The sequence below is a fragment of the Sandarakinorhabdus sp. AAP62 genome (genome assembly GCF_000331225.1).
In the GTDB taxonomy this organism is placed as follows: Bacteria; Pseudomonadota; Alphaproteobacteria; order Sphingomonadales; family Sphingomonadaceae; genus Sandarakinorhabdus.
In genome coordinates, this window is sequence record NZ_ANFY01000016.1 from 1 (window position 1) to 2,640 (window position 2,640).

General features: G+C 63.3%; 5 protein-coding genes. 1 reads left to right on the forward strand and 4 read right to left on the reverse strand.

Going from position 1 to position 2,640, the window contains the following annotated elements; translation table 11 throughout:
- Positions 1 to 439, forward strand: a 439-nt coding sequence (locus D619_RS0113145; RefSeq protein WP_017669063.1) for an OmpA family protein, incomplete at its 5' end; no start/stop codon positions are given.
- A gap of 150 nt (positions 440 to 589) precedes the next feature.
- Here D619_RS0113145 and D619_RS17420 read toward each other — a convergent pair.
- The 4 genes from D619_RS17420 to lipB all read right to left on the reverse strand — a co-directional run.
- The gene (locus tag D619_RS17420) at positions 590 to 1,252 is read right to left on the reverse strand and encodes a hypothetical protein (protein WP_152417460.1); all 663 of its coding nucleotides are present in this window, start codon (positions 1,250 to 1,252) and stop codon (positions 590 to 592) included.
- Between the two features lie 78 nt (positions 1,253 to 1,330).
- Positions 1,331 to 1,630: an SCP2 sterol-binding domain-containing protein gene (locus D619_RS0113155; RefSeq protein WP_026091044.1), complete on the reverse strand. Its 300-nt coding sequence runs from the start codon at positions 1,628 to 1,630 to the stop codon at positions 1,331 to 1,333.
- An 83-nt stretch (positions 1,631 to 1,713) separates the two neighbouring features.
- On the reverse strand, positions 1,714 to 1,977 hold the full coding sequence (locus D619_RS0113160) for a hypothetical protein (RefSeq protein WP_017669066.1): 264 nt from the start codon (positions 1,975 to 1,977) through the stop codon (positions 1,714 to 1,716).
- Between the two features lie 131 nt (positions 1,978 to 2,108).
- On the reverse strand, positions 2,109 to 2,640 hold a 532-nt coding region (gene lipB, locus D619_RS16675), incomplete at its 5' end, for a lipoyl(octanoyl) transferase LipB (protein WP_017669067.1).

Here is a 2,640-nt window from a genome sequence, read left to right on the forward strand (position 1 = left end):
GCCGCCGCCGCCTCCCCCGCCGCCCCCGCCGCCGCCGCTGCCGCCGTGCCCGCCGGCTGCTGTGACGCCGGGTCCGTTCCTGGTCTTCTTCGATTGGGACAAGTCGGCCATCACTGCTGAAGCGGCTGCGATCCTGGATCGCGCTGCGGAACAGTTTGCCGCCACTGGCCAGACCAGTGTTGCGCTTGCCGGCCACGCCGACAAGTCGGGCAAGGACGACTATAACGTGAAGCTGTCGCAGCGTCGCGCTGATGCCGTGAAGGCCTATCTGGCCGGCAAGGGCGTCCCCGCCGATGCGATGGGCACCGAGGCGTTCGGCGAAGGCCGCCCGCTGGTTGATACCGCTGATGGTGTGCGTGAACCGCAGAACCGTCGTGTGGAAATCACCTTCAGCGGTGCTCCGGCGCCGGCCCCGACGGGCCCCTGCCAGCCGCAGTAAGCGGCCGACAGGCTGATTGGAATTGGGGGAGCGGCCCAGCCGCTCCCCCTTTTTCTTTGTCTGTCACCTGGCAACAGATAGCACAGGCAGCCACCGCGACCACGCAGATGCGCGCTCACCCATTGAGGGGCAAGCCTGATGATCAGGCGGTCAGTTTTCTGTGAGGTTTGCCAGATCCAGCCGAACGTCGGGCAGTGGCGGCAATGGCGGTACGTTCAATCCGGCAGCCGGAGGCACAAGGGCCAGCGCTTCGCGCAGCAGTGGCACCATGGTTTGGGCGATCTCGCCCATGGCGCCGACATCGCCAACCCGCACCGCCAGACCAGCCTGACCGGCAGCCCAACAGAAATTATATTGCGCATCAAGCGTTGAAAAACTGTTGTAGCTGCGGGTGTTGTAGCGATCGAACGCGGCGGCACCGCCCCGCTTCAGCGTGCGATTATAATGACCCTGCATCACGGATTGCGCTGCCGTCAGCTCGTTTCCATGCTTCTTCAGCATCTGGTTGTAATTGTCGACCGTGCGCAGGAACGGCGAATATTGACACTGCAAGGCCGCAACGTTCATCGCGGCGCGCAAGGTCCAGACGGCGTGTGCGCGGGCTTCGGCCGGGGTGGGCCGCGTCAGAATGATGGCTCTAGGCACCATGATGCCGGGCACGGTTGGTGCCTTTGGAACCGACGGCTTGGCTGGCACCTTGCTGGCCGATTTGGCCACAGGCTTGCGCACCGGGCGCTTGCCCTTGCGCGGCGCTGCGTCTGCAGCGCTGGCCACCAAAACGCCCATCAATGCCAGCCACAATATTGAACGCATCATCAACCCATTCAAACAAGGCGGCTTCGGTCACCGGGCAGGGCGTTGGCCCCAGCCCGGTGGACCGTCATGGCGCTGTCAGCCCAGGATGCTGCCCAGCGACAAGGCAACCGACATGTCGCCTTCAATCTTCAACTTGCCCATCATGAACGCCATCTGGGCATTCTGCTTGCCCGTGGCAATATCCATGAAATCGGCCATCGAAACCTTGATGCTGCAGGCCGTCGGGCCGTCCTCGTTGCTCACCACAACCGGCGAGACCGTGTCATCGATGCGCACCAGGCCATCGGCGCCGAAGTCGAATTTCACGGACTTCTTGAACTGCCCGCCGGCGCCCATGCGCTCGGTCATCTGTTCCGTGATCTGTGCAAGGCTCATGGTCATTCCTTCCCCAAACATGAAAAAAGGGCCGCCCCTAGCGGGACGGCCCTTCCTAAAGCAATTCGACGAAAAGTCGAAAATTACTTGGCTTCGGCCGGAGCGGCTTCAGCGGCCGGAGCAGCGGCATCAGCGGCCGGAGCAGCAGCGTCAGCGGCCGGAGCAGCGGCGTCAGCGGCCGGGGCCATGGCGTCAGCAGCCGGAGCGGCTTCAGCAGCCGGAGCGGCTTCAGCGGCCGGAGCTTCAGCGGCCGGAGCTTCTTCGGCCTTCTTTTCGCCGCAAGCAACGACGAGCAGAGCGGCGCCAGCGATGATCGAGGCAGTCTTCAGCTTTTCAACGATGGTCATTTGTAATCTCCTTGGACGGTAACGCCTGAACCCAGGACGAGTTGGGTCGGCTCGGCCTTAATCCCCCAACTGCGGTAGACATTAGCGAGACGCGTGAAATCGCGCAAGCGCGTCGTTGCATCAAGCCGACATCATGCGACGAGACGTGCAAGCATGGCGGGCAGGTGCCGTTCAAGCGCCTCGTCAACGTCTGCCAGCGCCGCGCCGCGGTCAAGCGCTGCCAGGCTTGTGACGGGCTCGGACAATCCGCACGGAATTATCCCACTGAAATCATTCAAATCCGGTGCAACGTTCAGGGCAATTCCGTGGAGGCTGACCCAGCGCTGCACCCGCACGCCGATGGCCGCGATCTTGGCAGGGCCTGCGGCAGTATCCACCCAAACGCCCACCTTCCCCGGTATGATTCGCCCAGTAACGCCGAAATCGGCCAGCACGTTGATCAGCCAGGCCTCCAGCGCCGCAACAAAACAGCGGATATCGCGGCCCCGTGCGGCCAGATCCAGCATCACATAGGCCACCCTCTGGCCGGGTCCGTGATAGGTGTAGCGACCGCCACGTCCCGCGCTGAAGACCGGAAAACGTTCAGGATCAATCAGTTCTGACAAGTTGGCGCTGGTGCCCGCCGTATAGAGTGGCGGGTGCTCCACCAGCCATATCCGTTCC